This is a genomic window from Brevibacterium sp. 'Marine' (genome assembly GCF_012844365.1).
Classification (GTDB): Bacteria; Actinomycetota; Actinomycetes; order Actinomycetales; family Brevibacteriaceae; genus Brevibacterium.
On sequence record NZ_CP051626.1, the window covers coordinates 4025861 to 4045430 of the forward strand.

Below are 19570 nucleotides of genomic sequence, written 5' to 3' on the forward strand. Positions count from 1 at the left end.
CGATACCTCTGTCCTCACGGCGTCCGACGACGCAGGGTGAGCGAGCCGACGATGATGGCGCCGATGATCCAGCAGGCGATGAAGAGCACCCGCAGCCAGATGTAGCTGTCATCTTCAGCACCCGTCGACACCGCACCCAATGCATCGATCGCGTGTGAGAGCGGCAGCCAGTCGCCGATCACTTCGAGCACATCCGGCAACTGGTCGCGCGGAAGGAAGATCCCGCCGAGCAGGATCTGCGGGAACACGAATACCGGCATGAACTGCACGACTTGGAATTCGGTGCGCGCAAAAGCGCTGGCCAGCAGGCCCAGAGCCGTACCGAGCAGGGCATCGGCGATCGCCACGACGAAGAGGAGGACCACCGATCCTTCGATCTCCAGACCGCACACCAGAGTCGCGTAGCCGACGGCCACAGCCGTCTGAATGACGGCGAGCAGCCCGAAGGCCAGGGTGTAGCCGAGGATGAAGTCGCCGCGGCCCAACGGCATCGACAGCAGCCGCTCCAGCGTTCTGCTGCGGCGTTCGCGCAGGGTCGCGATGCTCGTGACGAGGAACATGACGATGAAGGGGAAGAGCGCGAGCATCGCCGGCCCGATGTCAGCGAACACCTCGGTCTCGTCGAAGATCCATGCCACCAGACCGATCAGCAGGCTGGGCACGATGAGAAGCAGGGCGATCGTACGCGGGTCGTTGCGGATCTGGACGAGCACTCGTCCCGTCGTCGCCAGGGTGCGCATCGGGTTCATCGCCGGCCTCCCTCCCTCGTCCCGCGGCCCCGCCGATCGTGGCTTGGCCGACCGGCACCGTTCACGTCCCGGGAGAGCAGATGGGTCCCCGACCGGCGTCCGTGCCCGGCAGATCCCCCAACGGCCGTGTCCTTCGCGATGATGTCGAGGAACGCCTCCTCCGCCGAGGCGGCCCCCGTGCCGGCGAGCAGATCGTGCGGTGTCGTGTCCGCGATGATCGCGCCCTCCCGCATGAGCAGCAGTCGGTCACAGCGGGTGGCCTCATCCATGACGTGGCTCGAGACCAGCAGCGTGGTCCCCTCCTCGGCGAGCCCACGGAAGAGATTCCACAGATCGTTGCGCAGCACAGGGTCGAGTCCCACCGTCGGCTCGTCGAGGACGAGCAGGTCCGGGGAACCGATCATCGCCGCAGCCAGCGACACCCGATTCGCCTGACCGCCCGAAAGCGTCCGAGCCAGCTGATCGGCCTGGTCGATGAGATCCGTGCGCTCGAGCACCCGGTCGACATCGGTCTTCGGAGCTCCCTGCACCCGCGCGAAGTAGCGCAGATTCGCTCGCACGCTGAGGTCGTCGTAGATGCTCGCCGACTGGGTCATATACCCGACCCGATGCCGCAGATCCGCCGATCCGGCAGGCCGGCCGATCACCTGCACACGTCCGCCCGCGACGATCTGCACTCCGACGACGGCCCGCATCAGCGTCGTCTTCCCGCTGCCACTGGGACCCAGCAGCCCGACGATCGCCCCGCGGGGCACATCAAGATCCAGTGAGTCGATGACGGTCCGACGACCCCGCCGAATCGTGAGACCCCGCACCTCGACTGAATTGTTCTTCATAAGGTGAATGAGACATCCGTGAACGCCAGCCGTCAATGGCTCCGCATATGCGACGCCGTCACCGAAATCGCCCAGATTTCTCTGAATTACCGGGAGTAAGGTGAACCCGGCATCCCAAAGGTCTGCACAACGGTCCGCCCGACCGAGCAAAGGTCTGGGAAACGGGCCTCTGTTTGGTCAGAACCACCTCGGCGGGGGTCCTAGCGTGGATGTAGCAGCAGTCGTATGAAAGGTTTTCCGGTTCACATGTTCAGGCAGTCGTCGAAGTTGGCCAATGTCCTCTATGACATTCGAGGACCCGTCCTCGAAGAGGCCCAGGCGATGGAAGCCGCCGGGCACACGATCCTCAAGCTCAACATCGGCAACCCTGCCCCCTTCGGATTCGAAGCCCCCGAGGCGATCGTCCAGGACATCGCCGCGAACCTTCCCGTGACGCAGGGGTATTCGGACTCGCGGGGGATCCTGTCGGCCCGCCGTGCCGTCGTCCAGTACTACGAGACCCGCGGCATCCACAATCTCGGCACCGACGAGGTCTACCTCGGTAACGGAGTCAGCGAACTCATCACCTTGAGCCTGCAGGCCCTGTGCAACCCGGACGACGAGATCCTCGTGCCCGGCCCGGACTATCCGCTGTGGACCGCCTCGGTGGCGTTGTCCGGCGGCACCCCGGTCCACTACCGCTGCGCGGAAGAGGACGCCTGGCAGCCGGACCTCGACGACCTCGAATCCCGGATCACCGAACGCACCCGCGGAATCGTCGTCATCAACCCGAACAACCCGACCGGTGCGGTGTACTCGCAGGAGACGCTGCAGAAGATCGCCGACATCGCCCGCCGGCACGGCCTCATCGTCTTCTCCGACGAGATCTACGAGAAGATCACCTACAACGGCGTCGAACTGGTCAACATGGCCACGCTCACCGGCGACGATGTTCTGTGCCTGACCTTCTCCGGGTTGTCGAAGGCCTACCGGGTCGCAGGCTACCGTTCCGGCTGGTTGGCGATCACCGGACCGCTGGACGAGGCGCACAGCTACCTCGAGGGCATCAAGCTGCTCGCGAATATGCGCATGTGCTCGAACGTTCCGGCCCAGCACGCGATCCAAGCGGCCCTGGGCGGGAAGCAGTCGATCGATGATCTCGTTCTGCCGACGGGCCGCCTCGGCGCGCAGATGCAGGTCGCCTATGAAGGGCTCAATTCGATCGACGGCGTCTCGGCCCACCGCGCCGACGGTGCGCTGTACATGTTCGCGAAGCTCGATGTCGAGAAGTTCGGCATCACCGACGACGAGCAGTTCGCCCTCGATCTGCTGCGCGAACAGAAGATCCTCGTCTCCCACGGCACGGCCTTCAACTGGCCGAAGCCCGACCATTTCCGACTCGTCACCCTGCCGTCGGTCGAGGTGCTCACCGAGGCGATCGAACGCCTCGACACGTTCCTCTCCGGCTACCGGCAGGTCGCTCCGACGACGTGCGAGCTGCCCGTGGTGCGCGAAACCGAGCACGCGGCATCGCCCGCAGCCGGCTGACGGGCCGAACCGACGAGACCGCGTCATCAAAAAGGGCGAGCGCCTCATTGAGAATCATGTGGTGCCGGGCGGACATCGAACCGTCCGGCACCACGGCTTCCGTCCGGCACCGTCTCTGAGGTGGGTATCCTGACTCAGTAACAATCACCATCGAGCCGAAGGCGGGTAGGGATGCCGCACCTCATCGAAGTGTGGAACGACACCGTCGACTCCCGCCACCTCACCGGCGGCATCGCCATCTCCGTCGGCATCGCAGTCACCGCCTATCTCGTCGCCGACCATCTCTTCGCCGCGGCCGGGCAGACGGAACTCGGCCACTCCTATGCTCTGCTCTTCGGCATTCTCGGGTGCATCCTCGGCGCCGTGATCACTGGCTTCCTGTTCAAGCCCAAACGCGTGATCACGAGCCCGACGACCGACACGCGCAGCCGGCAGGAGATCATCGACGAGATCGTCGAGGAGTACGGCGACCTCGGCGACCCGCGCGAACTCCCCGAGGCGGTGCAGGCCGAAGTGCGGGCGCTCGGTCTCTTCGACGCCCTCCTCGAGAACCATCGGCACCACGTTGCCGATGACGGCGGCAGCGCTCGGGAGACGGACGAACAGCAGTGAGCGCAGACCTCCTCGAGCCCATCCTCTGGGCGATCGGCATGGCCGTGCTCGCCGCCGTGCTGTTCACCGGCATCGGCCTGATCTCCGGCACGGATGAGACGGCAACAGTCGCCCCCATCGCTCTGCTCGTCATCCTCCTCGGCGTCCCGCCCGCCGGCGTCATCGCCTTCTTCCTCGCCGCGGTCATCGCCAAACACATTTCCCACGCCGTGCCGACGACCCTGCTCGGCATCCCCGGTGACACCACCGCGGTGCCGATGCTGCGCGAGGCCCAACTGCTGCGCGCCCTGGGAGTGCCTCACCTGGCACTGCAGAAGGCGATCTCCGGCGGTGTCATCGCTGTGATCATCGCGATCCCGCTGTCCATCCTCTTCGCTCTCGTCCTCACCCCGTTCGCCGAAAGCATCGAGTCCGCGGCTCCGTGGATCTTCGTGGCGGCAGCCGTTCTTGTCGCGTACACCTCGAAGGGAAAGCTCGCCGCCGTCGTTGCGCTCACCGCCTTCGTCCTGCTCATCAGCGGCCTGCAGGCGTTCATCCTGGACCAGAAGGACGCGACGTTCACGACGTCGTTCTTCCTCGGCATCGCCACCGGCCCGCTCATCTTCGACCTGTTCGCGGGACTGTCCCCCGCGGGCAGGAAGGCGATGCGGCAGGAGGGCAAGCGCGAATTCGCCCTCGCCCCCGACGTTCCGCGCTCCGGTGGCCGGATCCCGAACCCCTTCACGGTCCTCGACCGCACCCAGCTGACGTACACGACCGGATCTGCGGTGATCACCTCGGCGACCTTCGTCTTCTCACCCGTGGCCATGGCCGTGCTCATGGGCGAGATCGCCGGCAGCCGGATCAAGAACGGCTTCCACCGGCTGACGACGGTGGCCACGGTGCGCAACGCGACCACCGAATCGACCTATATCGCCGAGACGCTCATTCCCCTCATCGCCATCGGCCTGCCGCTCTCACCCGTGGCCGCCGGTCCCGCGGCACCGCTGTTCAACGCTCCGCCGGTCTACACCCTCGATGCCGAGGCGGGAACGACGAACAACCTCCACGATCTGCTCACGACCGGGCAGTTCGCCCTCTTCGCCGTGATCGCGGCGGTCATCGCCATCGTCATCGCCTACCCGTTCGTGATGACGAACGCCCATCGGGCGGCGACCTGGGTGATGCGATCGGTCTCACACGAGGCGATCATCGCTGGGTTCGCGGCCCTCATCTGCGTCATCTGCCTCTACGAAGGAGGACTGCTGGCACTCGGTGTGACGATCACCGTCGGCCTCGTCGGGGGACTGTTCAACCGGATGATCGGCATGCACGCCGGCGTCCAGTTCATGGGCTATTACGTCGCCGTGCTCACCGTGCCTGCGATCCTTGCCCTGTAAGGCACGCGTCCTGCGGCGTGCACAGTGCTCAGGCCATGAACTTCTGCATGTCGTCGAGCACCCGGTTCGCCGCGACGACCGAAGCGTTGAGGAACCACGGGTCGACGTCGACGGGGAACGCGTGCCCCGCCTCGACGACGTCCAGCTCCTTCCACAGGTCTGACTCGGTGGGACTGGCCTTGCCCTCGGGGAAGGCATGGAAGAGCCAGTCGGCGTCGAGCAGCTCGACCTTCTCCAGCGAGAGCTCATGGCTGGGCCTGTCGTCGAAGCGCTGGGATTCGGGGCGGATCAGCCCGGAGTCCTCGGCGACGATGCTCGCCAGGGAGTGCTTGCCGAAGTAGAGGTACTGATCCCCCTTCGACCGCACAAGCGAGACGCTCTCCTGCGTTCCGCGCTTCCTCCCCCACTCCCGCGCCCGCTTCTCATAGTCCTCGAGCAGCGTTCGGCCCTTCGCCTCTTCGCCGAGTGCCTCGGCGACGATCCCCAGATCGTCTTTGAAGTTCTCCGACCCGCCGTTCGTCTTGACCACCTCGGCGATGCCCGTCAGCTCCTGTTCGAGCTGCGTCTCAGCACGCTTGTTCGACAGGATGAGGTCGGGTTCGAGCTCGGCGATCTTCTCGAGGTCGGGGTTCGCTCGTTCCCCGACGATTTCGATCGCATCGAGGTCGAAGTCCGCACCGAACTCGCCCTTGAGGAAGTCGGGGATCCCGCTGCTGTTCGTCGCCGCGGCCACGGCGACCGTCATGCCCACCGGCATGATCCCCAGAGCCAGGCAGTGGTCGAGGTGGCCGGTCGAGGTCGCGACGATGCGGCTCGGTGCCCCGTCCTTCCTCGCCGAGGCGGAGGACTCAGGCGAGGACGAACCGCCGCTCGAGCAGGCGGAGAGGAGGAGCGCGGATCCGAGTCCGGCCACCCCTCCGAGGAGGGAACGACGGGTGGGCATGGGCGTGCGGACGGCATTCGGAGAGATTGTCACATTGGTGAGCCTACCCTAACCATCCGCGTCGACTTCTCAGCTTCGCGTCAGCAATCGCCGTTTGCGATCACCGCCACTGCGCCGTGACCGTGCGGATGTCGGCGACCACCTCGGCGACGGCGGAATCATGGGCGGCCACGATCGGATCGTGCCGGGCCCGCGACCCCGCCGAGGCGGCCGACCGAGACCGGGACACGAGCAGCACATCGCGCCGGCAGGCACTCAACGGCATCGGGATGACCTCGATGTCGGGGTCGGTCGACAGGGAGGACTCGGGGATCATCGCGACCGCCAGACCGGCCGAGATCATCCGGTTGATGGCCGCGTAATCGTCCATCCGCATCCCCACCCGCGGTTCGAAGCCCGCGGACAGGCAGAAGGATCTGACCACCTCGTCGATGGCATCCCCGGGATCGATGCTGAACGCCCACGTCTGGGACACGAGCACGGCGAGGTCGGGCATGCCGTGGGAGTCACGCTCGATCGGGCCGATCGAGCGCGGCACGCACAGGTGCAGCTGTTCCGAATAGAGGTGAGCGGCATTGAGGGTCGCGGGGATCCACGTTCGGTCGATGTCAGTCGAGACCAGCAGCGCGAGGTCGAGGTCGCCGGATTCGAGCCGGGACACGAGCTTCGCGTGCTCGTCCATCGTCACGTCCAAGGCCGCGGTGAACACCTCGGTCCGCTCGCCCGCGACCGCCTCGTCGCGGGTCTGCCACCGCGGCCGGACCTGCAGCTGATCGTGCAACCGGGGGATCACGCGGGCTCCGACGGTGGGCACCGCCCCGATTCGCACCGGAACGGCCTGGGATTCCCGCCACAGCGCCACCTCGGCGCCGAGGCGGTCGCACAGCCCCAGAATCTCCGTGGCCCGTGCGACGACGAGGCTGCCCACCGAAGTCGGGTGCGATCCGCGTGGTGAGCGGTCGATGAGCGTAGCCCCGAGCCTGCGCTCGAGGTTGCGCAGATGATGATTGACCGTCGGCTGGCTCCACGACAGCGCCGTCGCCGCGGCGGCCACGGATCCGGCCTCGGCGACGGCGCGCAGGGCGACGAGTCCGCGAGTGTCCAGAGGTTCCATTGCTCTCCTCCATCGAGTTCAATACTGACTATAGAGCAAGGGAGGAAAGTTGCTATTCTCCCATACCCGCTCACCTCTCTACTCTGGACACATGACCGTGCACCAGGACTCCCCCATGCCCCCGGCCCCGCACTCCTCCTCGGGGTCGGCGACGCATCCTGCCCTCACGCAGTCCCGCGCACCCTATGCCGAAGCTCTGGCGTATGCGGCCGACCGCAATTCGCTGTTCCTGTCCACTCCCGGACACGGCGGCACGACCGAGGGCATCTCCGCAGGTCAGGCCGAATTCTTCGGCGAGCACACCCTCTCCCTGGACATCCCCCCGCTCTTCGACGGAATCGACCTCGGCGTCGATACCCCGAAGGACGAAGCTCTGCGCCTGGCCGCCGAGGCCTGGGGCGCCCGCCGCACCTGGTTCCTCACCAACGGCTCCTCTCAGGGCAACCGCATGGCCGCCCTGGCCGTCGGCACCCTCGGTTCCGGCGTCGTCGCCCAGCGCAGCGCGCATTCGAGCTTCATCGACGGCATCGTGCTGGCCGGGCTCAACCCCGGCTTCGTCTACCCCAACGTCGACGAGGTCAACGGCATCGCCCACGGCGTCACCCCCGACGCACTGCGCCGGGCCATCCGCAATCACCCCGAGCCGGTGACCGCCGTCTACCTCGTGACCCCGAGCTACTTCGGTGCCGTCGCCGACGTCGAATCCCTCGCCGAGGTGGCCCACGAAGCAGGTGCGGCACTGATCATCGACGCCGCGTGGGGTGCCCATTTCGGCTTCCACCCGGACCTGCCGGCGTCCCCTGTCACCCAGGGCGCCGACATCGTCATCATGAGCACGCACAAGCTCGCCGGTTCGCTCACTCAGTCCGCACTGCTCCACCTCGGTGACACCGAGTTCGCCGATCGCCTCGAACCGGCGCTGGCACGCGCGTTCATGATGACCGCCTCGACGAGCGAGAACGCCCACCTCATGGCCTCGATCGACCTGGCCCGCCGCGCACTCATGACCTCGAAAGAGGCGATCACGGATTCGCTGGAGAACATCCGCCATATCCGTGCGCAGATCGAGGCCACCGACCGCTACCACCTGCTGTCCGGCGAGTTCCTCGGTCATGCCGACGTCGTCGATATCGACCCGTTCCGCCTGCCCATCGACATCACCGCCACCGGACTCGATGGCCACACAGTGCGCAAGCGTCTGGCCGAGGACTTCGACATCTTCCCCGAAATGTCGACGGCGACCACCCTCGTCGCCCTCATCGGCATCGGAAAGTCCCCGGACATCGGCCGCCTCGTCGACGCCCTGGAGACTCTGCGCCTCGAAACCGCAGACTCCGCCACCGCGACGACCCCTGCCGCCGGCCTCCCGCCGCTGCCCACGGCCGGCCGACTGGCGATGACCCCGCGCGAGGCGTACTTCGCCGATTCCGAACTCGTCACCGCCGCCGAGGCGGTCGGACGGGTGAGCGTGAGCTCACTGGCCGCGTACCCACCCGGAATCCCCAACGTCCTGCCCGGCGAGGAGATCACCGCCGACACCGTCGACTTCCTCCAGGCCGTGGCCGCGAGCCCGTCGGGACACGTCCGCGGCGCCGCCGATCCCGGGCTCGAGACCTATCGGGTCGTCAGGAACTGATCGGCGCGCAGTCACCGCCCCTGCCGCTCCCGGCGGCCTCGGTCGGCAACGCCACTGGACAAGTGAGACTGCCAATTAGACAACATCTTCATTGCGTATTTTCTGGACCACTGGGCGATTTCCAACGCAGGTAACTACCCTCGGGCGCATTCGTCGTGAACTGTGTCACAATTTTTATTGACACTCCCAGAGCACCACGCAAGGATGTTCTGCATTGTCGAAATCCGACAGCAACTGCCGCGCAGAGTCCGCACCATTCCGGCGACTCGGCCCTGCAACTTGCTTAGCAGCAGCTGAAACGAGGAACCACTGATGTCAGAAGGCCACGACAGATCCGCGCAGAAAGACAAGAAGCCGACCCGCAAGGAACGGCGTGCAATAAAGAAGCAGAAGCGGTTCGAGGCCGATGACTGCATCGTCGTCGAAACCAAATCGATCCGCACCGCCATCGGCGGCACCACCGTCGGCAACTTCATGGAATGGTTCGACTTCGGCGTCTACGGCTACTTGGCCGTGACGATGACGTCGGTGTTCACCGAAGGCATGGACCGACAGATGGGTCTGCTCGTGACCCTCCTCGGATTCGCCGTGTCCTTCCTCGTCCGCCCGCTCGGCGGCATGGTGCTCGGCCCGCTCGGTGACAAGATCGGCCGCCAGAAGGTCCTGTTCTTCACGATGGCCACGATGGCCACCGCCACCGCCCTCATCGGCGTCCTGCCCACCGCGGCCCAGGTCGGCCTGTGGGTGATCGTCCCCCTCTACCTGCTGAAGATGATCCAGGGCTTCTCCACCGGCGGCGAGTACGCCGGTGCCACCACCTACGTCTCGGAGTTCGCTCCGGACAAGTCCCGCGGCTACTGGGCCTCGTGGCTCGATGTCGGCTCCTACCTCGGCTTCGCCGCCGGTGCGGGAACCGTCGCCATCACGACCGTGATCACCACTTCCATCCACGGCGAGAACGCCATGCTCGACGGCGGCTGGAGGATCCCGTTCCTCATCGCCATCCCGCTCGGCGCCGTCGCCATCTGGTTCCGTCTGAAGATCCCGGAGACCCCGAGCTTCGAATCGAGCGAGGAAGCCGGCCGCGACATCAAGGTCAAGGACGACAAGTACGCCCGGCACGGCCTCCTCGGCGTCATCCGCCACTTCTGGAAAGAGATCCTCATCGGCATCGCCGTCGTCGCCGGCTCCCAGACGGTCGGCTACGCCCTGACGAGCTTCATGCCCACCTACCTGGAAGAGACCGTCAAGGTCTCGAACGTCCAGGCGGCTGCGGCCACGATCCCGGTCCTCGTCATCATGTCGCTGTGCCTGCCGCTCATCGGCAAGCTCTCGGACAAGCTGGGACGGAAATTCGTCTTCCTCACGGCCGCGATCATGACGATCATCCTCATCGTCCCCGCCTTCGCCGTCATGCAGATCGGTGAGATGTGGGCAGTGATGGTGGCTCTGTTCATGGTCGCCCTGCCCGCCGGGTTCTACATCGCCTGCCTGGCCTCGACACTGCCGGCGCTGTTCCCGACCGCGTCGCGCTACGGTGCGATGGGCCTGACGTTCAACCTCGGCGTCTCGCTGTTCGGCGGCACCACGCCGCTGTTCGCCCAGGCTCTCATCGATGTCACCGGCAACTCGTACATGCCCGCGTTCTACATCATGTTCTTCTCGGTCGTCGCACTCGTCGCAGTGCTGCTCATGAAGGAATCGGCGCACCGGCCGCTGCCGGGTTCGTTCCCGACGGTGAACACCCACGAAGAGGCCGAAGAGCTCGCTCGCACCCAGGCGGACAACCCGGACATGGACATCGAGTCCATGCCGATCGTCGACACCGACCCCGACAAGGCACCCGCCTGAACGAGGTCTGCACCTGAGCGGTGAGTGCATGAGCGGTGAGTGCATGCATGAGCGGGTTCAAGATTCATACGTGGTGATCTTGATCAGTGCGTATGAATTTTGAACCCGCGGGTACTGACACACCGCCGAGCGCGCCGCCGAGCGCGCCGGGGCTCAGCCGTCGGCGTCAGCCGGGACGCGCTTGAAGAAGTAGAGGTTCGACGTGACGAGGTCGGCCGCCTCGGCGGAGTTCCCTTCCTCGATGAGGTCGACGATCCGCGGCAGTTCGCGAGCGGAATCGACCGCGATGGCCCCGATCTGGTCCTGGTGCCGGTAGAGGCGCGACTGATCGCGCAGGCGCAGGCTGATCGCGGCGGCACGCCCGCCGAGTCCGTGCTCGAGCAGGGCCTCATGGAACCTGCGGTCCTGCGTATAGAACTTGGCCACGTCACCGTCCTCGGCCGCCGCGACGGTCGCCTCGGCGAGGCTGCGCAGTCGGGTGACCGCGTCCGCCTTGGTCGTCGATTCGCTCGTCGCGTCCGCATCGGCCCGCTGGCCGCGACCGACGATGTCATCACTGCCGGCCTCTGCCAGACTGCGGGCGGCGGGGACAGCGAGGAGGACGCGGATGGCGATGATCTCCTCGAGGTCCGCCTCGGTGACGGTGACCAGACGGAATCCGCGATTGGGGACGGCTTCCACGGTCCCTTCGGTCACGAGCGCCATCATCGCCTCGCGTACGGGACTGAGTGAGATGCCGAGCTGCTTGGCCAGGCCAGCAGCCGAATAGATCTTGTCTTCGGCGAGCTCACCGGCGGTGATGGCGTCGCGGATGATGCCCAGTGCCTGCTCGCGCAGCGATTCGGACTGTGTTCTCACTCGATCCATCTCACGCTCCCCTTCGATTCGTGGTCAGCAGTCCGAAACCGCACACCTCCTCCAGAGCGATGTGTGCGGCGACGATCTGCCGGTCGCCTATTGACAGCATAACCGTGAGATCGCACCATGGAAGCAGGTAGTCGGTAATCGATTACCCGCCCGGACTCCCACGCGGAGTCATACCCACAGTGACGTTCCTGCAATGAAGGAGGAACCCATGGCCGCCGACCCCGCATCCGGCACACCAGCATCAGACGCGTCCGGCACACCCGCACCGACGATGTCCGCGACGGACACGTCCACCGATCCGCTGCTCCAGCCCTTCTCGCTCGGCCGGCTCACGCTGCGCAATCGCATCGTCTCGACCTCGCATGAGCCCGCGTACACCGAGCTCGGCATGCCGAAGGACCGCTACCGCCTCTATCACCGGGAGAAGGCCCGCGGCGGTGTCGGTCTGACGATGATCGGCGGTTCGGCCATCGTGTCCAAGGACTCCCCCGCCGCGTTCGGCAATATCGACCTGTCCACCGACGAGGTGGTTCCGTGGCTGTCCGCGATCGCTGACGACTGCCACGACGAGGGTACGGCCATCATGATCCAGGCGACCCATCTGGGCCACAGGTCCTCGAACTTCGCCGGCGACTGGCTGCCGTTGGTCTCGGCCTCTCGGACCCGGGAGGCCGCGCATCGGTCCTTCACGAAGGCGCTCGAGGACTTCGACATGGATCGCATCGTCGCAGACTTCGCATCCGCTGCCGAACGCGTGGCGGCCGCTGGATTCGACGGGCTCGAGGTCATGCACGCCGGTCACCTGCTCGATTCTTTCCTCGCCCCGTGGCTCAATGACCGCGACGACGAGTTCTCCGGCGAACTGGACAATCTCATCAAGTTCCCGATGCGCATCATCGATGCCGTGCGCGCGGTCGTCCCGGATGATTTCGTCCTCGGCATCCGCATGGCCGTCGACGAGCGCCGCGAGGACGGAATGGACGAGGCGAGAGCCACCGAGATCCTGCGGACCTACACCGATCACGGCATCGACTTCCTCAACCTCAATGTCGGGATGATCAACTCGGACCGTCAGCTCGCCGAGGCGATCCCCGGCATGGGCACGCCCTCGGCACCCTGGCTCGAGACGTGCCGCCGTATCCGCGAGGCCATCGACATCCCTGTCCTCCACGCCGCGCGCATCTCCGATGCCGCGACCGCTCGGTTCGCGATCACCGACGGGTGCCTCGACCTGGTCGGGATGACCCGGGCGCAGCTGGCCGATCCGCACTTGGCGCGCAAGGTCGCCGAAGGACGTGAGGACGATATCCGCCCCTGTGTGGGCGCGAACATGTGCCTCGACTCGATCTACACCTCCGGTTCGGCCACCTGCATCCACAATCCCGCCACCGGGCGGGAGGCCGATCTGCCGCAGGAGGTTCCCCACGACGTCACGACCGGGCCCAAGCATGTCGTCATCATCGGCGCCGGTCCCGCCGGACTCGAAGCCGCCCGTGTCGCGGCCGTGCGCGGGCACCGGGTGACCGTGCTCGAGGCCGAGGACGCTCCCGGCGGGCAGGTCCGCATCGCCGCCCGCTCGCAGCGGCGCCGCGACCTCATCGGCATCATCGACTGGCGCGTCCAGCAGTGTAAGAAGCACGGTGTCGACCTGCGCCTGAACACCTTCGCCGAGGCGGCCGACATCCTCGGCCTCGGCCCCGACGTCGTCATCGTCGCCACCGGCGGGGTTCCCGATGCCGGGTATCCCTTCCGTGAGCAGGGTCCGAGCTTCGACGTCTGGGATGTCATGGACGACCGGCTGAAGTCGAAGCAGCGGGTGCTCGTCTTCGACGACCACGGGTTCTACCCGGCCCTCGACGCCGTCGAACGCCTGGCTCGGGCCGGTCAGCAGGTCACCTACGTCAGCCCCGAACGCACGATCGGCATCGACGTGGGGTCGATGAACTCCCCCGCGTATCTGCAGGTGTTCTCCGAATTCGGAGTCGGGGTCCGCCTCGGCGAGCGTCTGACGGCGAAGCCGCGGAACGAGGGCAAAGAGATCGTGGCGATGCTGCGCAACGACTATTCGGATCGGGAGACGGAGGTCGTCACCGATGCCGTGGTCGTCGACTTCGGGACGACGCCCAACGATGAGGTCTATTTCGAGCTCAAGTCGCAGTCGTCGAACCACGGGGCCACGGATCTCGAGGCGTGGGTCCACGGACGCCCGCAGCCGGAACCCGGTCCGGATCCCGAGGCCACCACCTCCGCCGCGACGGGGCACCCGTTCGCGCTGTACCGGATCGGTGATGCCGTCGCCTCCCGCAATGTGCATGCGGCGGTACTGGAAGGGCTGAGAGTGGGAATGGGGCTGTGAGCACAGGGGTGACGACGGTCTGCACGAGTGTCGACTTCCACACCGGCGGCGAACCCTTCCGGATCGTCGCCGAACCCCCGGTCGAGATCCCCGGTCGCAGTGTGGCGCAGCGTCGGGAACTGGCCGTACCCGGTTCGCCGGCCGATGATCTGCGCAAGCTGCTGTGCCTCGAACCGCGCGGGCATGCGGACATGTACGGCGGTTTCATCACCGAACCCGATGACGACGGTGCCGATTTCGGGGTCCTGTTCTGGCACAAGGACGGCTTCTCCACGGCATGCGGCCACGGGACGATGGCGCTGGGTGCCTGGGCGGTGTCGTCGGGAATCGTCGCCATCGATCCGTCCGGGACCACGGAGGTCACGATCGACGTGCCCTCGGGTCAAGTTCGCGCGCAGGTGCACACGGACGCCGAGGGACGGGCCGCCTCGGTGGACTTCGTCAACGTGCCCAGCCGGCTCGTCGCCTCGGGGATCACAGTGGACACCAGCCTGGGGCCGGTCACTGTCGATCTCGCGTGGGGCGGGGCGGTCTACGCGCTCGTCGATACCGCTCAGTTGGGTGCCGCCGCCGGTTCCTCTCAGGCCGACGAGGTGGGCCGCCTCGGTGAGGTGAGTTGCGAAGTCGTGCCCGAGAACCTCACCGCGCTCATCGCCGTGGGCCGGGAGATCAAGGCGGGTCTCGCCGGTCATCCGGACACCGCACACCCCGAGGATGACCGGCTCTCCGGTGTCTATGGCACGATCTTCGTCGACCGGTTCGGCTCGCTGCCCAGCGGTGAACTGCATCAGCGCAATGTCACAGTCTTCGCCGACGGTCAGGTCGACCGCTCACCGTGTGGATCGGGAACGGCGGCTCGGGTCGCCGCTCTCCATGCCACCGGTGAGCTCGGCGCGAGGCAGACGCTCGTCCATGAGTCGATCGTCGGCACGCGATTCCGGGCGCGAGTGCTCGAAGAGACCGCCGACGGCGTCATCCCGGTCGTCACCGGCAGCGCCCACCGGGTGGCCACCTCGACGTTCGAGGTCGACCCGCTCGATGATCTCGTGCCCGGCTTCGTGCTGCGGTGAGGTGGCGTGAACAACTACGTCATTTCGGAATCGAGAACGACCGCTGCTGATTATTGAGAGATTCCGCTGTTGGGCAAACTGCATTTCAGCAGAGCGTCTGCTTTTCCAAGACGAACACCCCGATTTCTCCGCACACATAACCGATAAAAACGATCGTCCGCATCGACGGGAACATCGATGCGGACGATCGAGTCGGGTCAGGCACTGAGCGACACGCTAGTATCCCCACACGCACCCCACATAACAAATGTTGACCCCCAGAGCGGAATCTATAACTGGGCCTATCCGAGTCGCCGTCGCGCCAAGAGCAACCCTGACCCGAAGACCACAGCAATACCGAATATCACCCAAGTGACCCAGACTCGCCCCGAAGAGGCATTATCGAACAGACCGGGCAACAATACAATGAAGACTCCTGCAGACACTGCCAGCCCAAATATCAGCCCTGCCAGCGCATATGGCTTCGACATTCCACTCTCGCTCTCGTTCAAAAGCAGTTGGCAACCGCTGTCACTGACGCACCACCGACAGTCGCGTACGCGCCGATGCACGCCACGCATACAGGAATGGTCACACCAGTTTCACCCGCCGCACAAGCACCAGCACATGCACCCACAATCAGATACCCAACTGTGCCAGACACGCCAAGGACGCTCGCAACGCAAGCTACTTTGTCTCCAGTGCTCTTCTGGGTAGAGAGCTCTCCCGAGACACCCTTCTTGCTCTCTGCGCTAATCTGAGAATCCGTCTTGTAAGAAATATCCGTGTTTCGATCCTCAGTAATTTTGCCATTCTCATACTTGGCTAGGTGAAATTTGCCATTATCGCCTTGGGTGTAGAGAACCTCACTATAATTGACTTTCTTACCATCGCCATCAAACAATACAGTCAAATTACTGGTGGTGGCGTATTTTCCCTCCACCGGAATCGTGACAGATGTGAATTGCTTATCGCCGGAAGTTACTTTGTAAACTTTACCCTTATTGAAATTCAACAGCGATGACTTTGCGTGACTATTGAAGGTTCCATTACCGACTCCCTCAGAGACGGTCTCGATAAGCCCCTCGGCACTCTTGCCAGTCATCTGTTTCATATCAGTACTGGTCTCGCTGGAGCCGGCTTGAGCACAATTTTCTTGCTTAGAGTTAGCGCCAGCCTTCGACGCCTGGGCAGGGCCAACCGCCGACCCAAGACCACCTGCAGCCAATCCCGCAACCAATACGGCAACGGCGAGCTTATTGCCAATAATACGCATCCTCACGTCCCCCCTCGAGGCAAATGTTGATCGATTCATTTGGACACGTTCACGCTACATCAAGTAACACCCCTTGCTGTATTCAAAGTATTACGATCAGGTAACTACAAATCAACATTGTTGTCATATTCGAGCACTTCCGCGTCTGCGATTGGGTTAAATTTCAACATCCGGAGCGCCTGCTAATAGAAACACCCGCCTGGCGGGCCGCCTAGATGCGATTTAAAATTCAAAATTGAGCTTACCCGACAGACTTCAAAACTTTTAAAGTATCGATTTGTAGCGGCGCAAGCTTTTCGGGTGTCGTTATCCAAGGTGCATTCACCAGAACATTCTTAGACCAAAGAGCCATCGCAAAAGTGCCGACTTGAGCAAACATCGGCGACCACGACCAACTTTGATACGTCTAGTAATACGTGATGGAGCTGCTTCCTGAGTCCGATATGGCTACGCGAATCCCAAGGTGGAGAAATGGGCGGAGGAGGCCGTGGCCGAAGAGGATCCGGAGAAGCAGAACGAGCTCTACGCCCAGATCCAGCAGCAGGTCGCCGACGAGGCCCCGATCGTACCGATCGCCTACCAGCGAGCACTGTACGGAATGAGCCGGGATGTCGTCGGCTTCGAACCCTACGTGCTGGGCACCTATGGGCTGAAGGAGACGAAGCTCAAGCACTGAGCAGGCAGCTCACCTGTCGACGACGATGTCGGTCACCGGAGTCGAGCAGCAGGGCAGGAACTTTCCTGCGGCGATCTCCTTCGGCCTGATTCCGCCCGCATGCTTCATCTCGACTTCGCCGCTGACGAGCACGGACTTGCAGGTTCCGCACGCGCCTTCCGAGCAGGATGAGGGCAAGGACAGTCCGGCGTCCAGAGCAGAATCGAGGACGGTCGTGGACTCATCGCAGTCGACCACGCGCCCGGAGGCCGCGAACTCGACGAGATGGCTCATTCCAGTGCCGCCGACGACGCCGACTCCGGCAGCTTTGGCTCTCGCACCGGCCTTGGCCAAACGATCAGCAGGTGAAGTGGCGAAGACGAACGACTCCTCATGCATCCGCGCCGATGCCACCCCCGCCTCGGCGAGCAGGGGCCGTACCGCATCCATATACGGACCCGGCCCGCACACGAAGGCTTCACGGTCGGCCGCGTCGGGGACCACCTCGGCGAGGGTGGACGCATCGATCCGACCCCGCCGACCGGCCCAGGGCTCGGCCCCGGAATCCCTGGAGCACAGAATGGTGACGCTGACTCCGGCGACCTCGGCGAGCTGTTCGAGCTCGGCACGGAAGATGATGTCGATCGGCGACGAGGCGCTGTGGACGAAGACGATGTCCGTGCCGAACCCTCCCTGTCTGGCCAACAGACTGCGCACCATCGACATGATCGGAGTGATTCCGGAGCCGGCTGAGAGGAAGAGGTGACGTTCGGCCTGATGGAAGCTCGTGCTGAACAGCCCGTACGGCCCGTCCACGTGCAGCCGATCGCCGACGCGCACATTGTCATGCAGATGGGTCGACACCACTCCCCCGGGAACGCGCTTGACCGTGATGGTGAAGATGTTCGTGCCGAAGGGCGCAGAGGAGATCGAGTAGCAGCGCTCGAGGCCGAGCTCGGGGATGCGCATCGTCACGTACTGACCCGGCGCGAAGTCAACCGCGTTCATCCATCCCGCCCGCAGCTCGAAGGTCTTCACGTCGTGGGTCACCTGGGTGATGCCGGTGACCTCGACGGGACCGGTGAGCAGTTCGGGATCGAGCTGAAGTTCGGCGAGCACGGGGCCAGCTGATTCAGCGGGCACCCGGTCGACCGGCGCGGCGAGCGCGGGCTCGACTGCCGTATCGAAGACCGGTGGGGCGGCGGCCGCGAGTGCGGGTCGCCCGCCCCGAGTGGGCACTCGGAACGTCGCCTTGCCCACGGGCACGGACGCGGCCGGGGCGAATGTCGAATGACGGTACCTCATCGCCTCTCAACTCCTTCCAACTGCCCATTGCCCAACTGCACGGTCCGCTGCTCTCGATGGGCCTTGAGACGTTCGATGTACCAGGTGACGAAGTCATCGACCTGCGATTCCGTCGGTGCGTAGGGGCCCGGCACATATGCCGGCGACGAGATTCCCAGGTGTCCGCGTTCGCAGAAGGTCGCGTCCTGTTCGTTCGTCTTCAGCCACACCGTCGTGAGGTTGTCGAGGTCGTAGTCGACGCCCTCCTCCGCATCGGCGTGGACGAGCCAGGTCGTGCGCACCAGCGTCTTGTCTTCGGCCAACGGCAGCAGGCTGAACGTCACCACATGGTCGCCCATCGCGTGGAACCACATATTCGGCTGCACGTGCAGCGATGCCCGGCCCAGGACGAAGGTGTCAAGATCGCCCAGCAATTTCGCCGAGGCGGCCGATCCGTCCATCGTGTACGACTCGCCCTGTCCGTCGAGCGCGGCTCGTTCGATCCGGAATCCGGTGGGTCGCCCGCTCAGCTCCTCGACGAGGGCGTAAGGCAGGCCGTTGCGGTCGCAGTTGGCGTGCAGCTGGTTCTCGGCGTCGAGGTAGCGCTGGTAGGCCGGCTGCAGGCGTTTGGGAATCTCTTCCGGTTCGTAGCCGTAGGTGGGGAAGAACGTGCAGGTCAGCTCCGGGTGCCCGGCTTCGCAGTGGTAGCACTCGCGGTTGTTCTCCATGACGAGCTTCCAATTCGAGTCCTCGATGAGGTCACTCTGCGCGGCGACCTTCGTCCCGGCGATGTCATGCCCTGCCAGGTAGGGTTCGATGACGTCGGCCACCTCGTCGATGTCATCGGGTGGAGTGGGGCTGAGGCAGATGAAGATCAGCCCGCCGATGACGCGGACATTCACCGGGCGCAGCGAGAAGCAGGTCCGATCGAAGTCGGGTGCTTGGACGCCCGCGGAGATGAGCTCGCCCGATGGGGTGTACGTCCACTGGTGGTAGCCGCAGACGATGTTGCCCACCGAACCGGACAGGTCGTTCAGCAGCCGAGTGCCCCGATGACGGCAGACGTTGTGGTGGGCACGGATCTCGCCGTCGTCATCGCGGATGACGATGACGGAGTAGGCGCCGATGTCGACCGTGAGATAGTCACCGGCCTCGGGCACTTCGGCAGCAGAGGCGACGAAGATCCACGTGGAGGCGAAGATCGCCTCGATATCGCGCGCGAAGAACTCCGGACTGATATAGAACGGTGCCGCCAGCGAATAGCCCGGCACGCGTTCGTCGATGAGCCGATCGATATCAGTCCTGCCGTGCCCGCCCGATCCGGCAGCCGCACCCGACCCGGCGGATCCGGCAGCCGCACCCGACCCGGCGGGTCCGCTCGTGCTGGAATCGGTCCGCTTCTGCTCTGGCGCCAGAGTCAATTCGTCCACCACCTC

16 protein-coding genes are annotated in these 19570 nt (G+C 64.9%); 8 read left to right on the forward strand and 8 right to left on the reverse strand.

The annotated features are described in order from the left end of the window. Positions 1–14: 14 nt before the first annotated feature. Both HF684_RS18025 and HF684_RS18030 read right to left on the reverse strand, forming a co-directional pair. Complete coding sequence (locus HF684_RS18025; RefSeq protein ID WP_169253606.1) at positions 15–749, reverse strand: ABC transporter permease; 735 nt, start codon at positions 747–749, stop codon at positions 15–17. Then, positions 746–1585, reverse strand: a complete 840-nt coding sequence (locus HF684_RS18030; protein ID WP_169253607.1) for an ABC transporter ATP-binding protein — start codon at positions 1583–1585, stop codon at positions 746–748. Before HF684_RS18030 ends, HF684_RS18025 begins: the two co-directional genes overlap by 4 nt. A gap of 246 nt (positions 1586–1831) precedes the next feature. Here HF684_RS18030 and HF684_RS18035 point away from each other — a divergent pair, with 246 nt between their 5' ends. From HF684_RS18035 to HF684_RS18045, 3 genes are all read left to right on the forward strand, one after another. Next, positions 1832–3112, forward strand: a complete 1281-nt coding sequence (locus tag HF684_RS18035; protein WP_025776610.1) for a pyridoxal phosphate-dependent aminotransferase — start codon at positions 1832–1834, stop codon at positions 3110–3112. Between the two features lie 171 nt (positions 3113–3283). Then, on the forward strand, positions 3284–3724 hold the full coding sequence (locus HF684_RS18040; protein WP_169253609.1) for a hypothetical protein: 441 nt from the start codon (positions 3284–3286) through the stop codon (positions 3722–3724). Then, positions 3721–5103, forward strand: a complete 1383-nt coding sequence (locus HF684_RS18045; RefSeq protein WP_169253610.1) for a tripartite tricarboxylate transporter permease — start codon at positions 3721–3723, stop codon at positions 5101–5103. The genes HF684_RS18040 and HF684_RS18045 overlap by 4 nt, the downstream gene beginning before the upstream one ends. A gap of 28 nt (positions 5104–5131) precedes the next feature. Here the strand turns inward: HF684_RS18045 and HF684_RS18050 are convergent, their stop codons facing one another. Both HF684_RS18050 and HF684_RS18055 read right to left on the reverse strand, forming a co-directional pair. Beyond that, positions 5132–6079, reverse strand: coding sequence for an iron-siderophore ABC transporter substrate-binding protein (locus HF684_RS18050; protein WP_211168028.1), 948 nt, complete (start codon positions 6077–6079; stop codon positions 5132–5134). A gap of 67 nt (positions 6080–6146) precedes the next feature. Beyond that, complete coding sequence (locus tag HF684_RS18055) at positions 6147–7160, reverse strand: LysR substrate-binding domain-containing protein (protein WP_169253611.1); 1014 nt, start codon at positions 7158–7160, stop codon at positions 6147–6149. A 91-nt stretch (positions 7161–7251) separates the two neighbouring features. Here HF684_RS18055 and HF684_RS18060 point away from each other — a divergent pair, with 91 nt between their 5' ends. Together HF684_RS18060 and HF684_RS18065 are read left to right on the forward strand one after the other, a co-directional pair. Continuing rightward, positions 7252–8796, forward strand: a complete 1545-nt coding sequence (locus HF684_RS18060) for an aminotransferase class V-fold PLP-dependent enzyme (protein ID WP_169253612.1) — start codon at positions 7252–7254, stop codon at positions 8794–8796. A gap of 312 nt (positions 8797–9108) precedes the next feature. Continuing rightward, a complete protein-coding gene (locus HF684_RS18065; RefSeq protein WP_169253613.1) occupies positions 9109–10647 on the forward strand; it encodes an MFS transporter in 1539 nt (512 codons plus the stop codon). A gap of 153 nt (positions 10648–10800) precedes the next feature. On the opposite strand, the gene HF684_RS18070 is transcribed toward HF684_RS18065, so the two are convergent. Continuing rightward, on the reverse strand, positions 10801–11505 hold the full coding sequence (locus HF684_RS18070; protein ID WP_248279027.1) for a GntR family transcriptional regulator: 705 nt from the start codon (positions 11503–11505) through the stop codon (positions 10801–10803). A 217-nt stretch (positions 11506–11722) separates the two neighbouring features. Between HF684_RS18070 and HF684_RS18075 the strand changes: the two genes are divergently transcribed. Next, positions 11723–13870 (forward strand): FAD-dependent oxidoreductase, encoded by a 2148-nt coding sequence (locus HF684_RS18075; protein WP_348981404.1) that lies wholly within the window; start codon positions 11723–11725, stop codon positions 13868–13870. Further along, positions 13867–14940, forward strand: a complete 1074-nt coding sequence (locus HF684_RS18080; RefSeq protein ID WP_248279028.1) for a proline racemase family protein — start codon at positions 13867–13869, stop codon at positions 14938–14940. Before HF684_RS18075 ends, HF684_RS18080 begins: the two co-directional genes overlap by 4 nt. Before the next feature lie 487 nt (positions 14941–15427). Here HF684_RS18080 and HF684_RS18085 read toward each other — a convergent pair whose 3' ends face one another. Then, entirely contained in the window at positions 15428–16195 is a 768-nt protein-coding gene (locus tag HF684_RS18085; protein ID WP_169253615.1) for a hypothetical protein, read from the reverse strand. A gap of 463 nt (positions 16196–16658) precedes the next feature. Here HF684_RS18085 and HF684_RS18090 point away from each other — a divergent pair, with 463 nt between their 5' ends. Further along, positions 16659–16871, forward strand: coding sequence for a hypothetical protein (locus HF684_RS18090; RefSeq protein ID WP_169253616.1), 213 nt, complete (start codon positions 16659–16661; stop codon positions 16869–16871). A 9-nt stretch (positions 16872–16880) separates the two neighbouring features. Here the strand turns inward: HF684_RS18090 and HF684_RS18095 are convergent, their stop codons facing one another. Together HF684_RS18095 and HF684_RS18100 are read right to left on the reverse strand one after the other, a co-directional pair. Continuing rightward, a complete protein-coding gene (locus tag HF684_RS18095; protein ID WP_169253617.1) occupies positions 16881–18155 on the reverse strand; it encodes a hybrid-cluster NAD(P)-dependent oxidoreductase in 1275 nt (424 codons plus the stop codon). Further along, on the reverse strand, positions 18152–19567 hold the full coding sequence (locus HF684_RS18100; protein WP_348981405.1) for an aromatic ring-hydroxylating dioxygenase subunit alpha: 1416 nt from the start codon (positions 19565–19567) through the stop codon (positions 18152–18154). Before HF684_RS18100 ends, HF684_RS18095 begins: the two co-directional genes overlap by 4 nt. Positions 19568–19570: the final 3 nt, after the last annotated feature.